Source organism: Mycobacterium sp. 852002-51163_SCH5372311 (assembly GCF_001667115.1).
In the GTDB taxonomy this organism is placed as follows: domain Bacteria; phylum Actinomycetota; class Actinomycetes; order Mycobacteriales; family Mycobacteriaceae; genus Mycobacterium.
This window is the reverse complement of the sequence record NZ_LZIJ01000058.1, coordinates 1-1,018: the sequence shown is the minus strand read 5'-3', so window position 1 is coordinate 1,018 and position 1,018 is coordinate 1. Positions and strand designations below refer to the sequence as shown.

The window sequence follows — 1,018 nt, the reverse complement described above, 5'->3', positions numbered from 1 at the left end:
ACGGTTATCTGGCGATGTACTTCGGAACCGGCGTGCTGCTGCCGCTCTGGGAGTACCAATGCGTGTTGCGATCCTCCTGGTTTCTGGCCATCGCCGGGATCAGCACCGCGCAGTCTGCCGTGCTGGTGGTCGCGCTGCGCCTAGCACGGCGCCGCAGATATCAGCAATCGATCACGCTGGTTTGTATCGGTAACTGGGTCGCCGTTTTGCTCATCACGTTCGTCGCACCGGTCCTGCTGCCGGTGATGGTGCTCGCGGCGCTGATACCCGTCGTTTTCGCGGAACCCTACATCCGCCGGCGGCGCGGGCTGGCTTTCACCATGATCACCGCGGGCTGCGTCCTGGCTCTGGCTGCAATAGCGCGCTTTCAGAATGTCGCGCACTCCGCCGTGCAAGCGCCTCGCTGGATCGAGACTGCGTTCATAGTTTCAGCGATGCCGGTCAATGCCCTTCTCATTCTGGTGATTGTCTGGAACAACGCCAATGCACTGCGAACGTCGGAGAAACTGCTCGCCGAGCGGGCTGCCCAATTGGAGGCGTCACGTGCCCGGCTGATCACCGCGGCCGACGAGGAACGGCGCCGTCTGGAACGGGATCTGCATGACGGCGCCCAACAACACCTAGTCGCCCTGGCGGTACTGATCCAGCTCGCTCGCACCGCCGGACCGGACCGATATCAACCGCTGCTCGCCGAGGCGTCCGGGCTGGTGGACACGGCGATCGCCGAGATCCGTCGACTTGCCCACGGGCTCTACCCCCCGCTGCTCGTCAGCGGCGGTCTGGCCGCGGCCCTGCCGGCCGTCGCCGCGCACGCCCCGATCCCCGTGCAATTGAATCTGCAAGGCCTCGGCCGATACGAGGCGTCGACCGAGGCCGCCCTGTATTTCTGCTGCAGCGAAGCGCTGCAGAATGCCACCAAACACGGCGGCGAGGGCACCACGGTCACGATCACGGCCGATTCCGACGACCGCACACTGACGCTCACGATCAGCGACACCGGCCAGGGATTCGACCCCGC

At 65.3% G+C, this 1,018-nt stretch carries 1 protein-coding gene; it reads left to right on the top strand.

Annotation, left to right across the window (positions count from 1 at the left end):
* Positions 1-14 precede the first annotated feature (14 nt).
* The coding region (locus tag A5791_RS07590; RefSeq protein ID WP_067233541.1) for a sensor histidine kinase at positions 15-1,018 on the top strand (1,004 nt) is incomplete at its 3' end.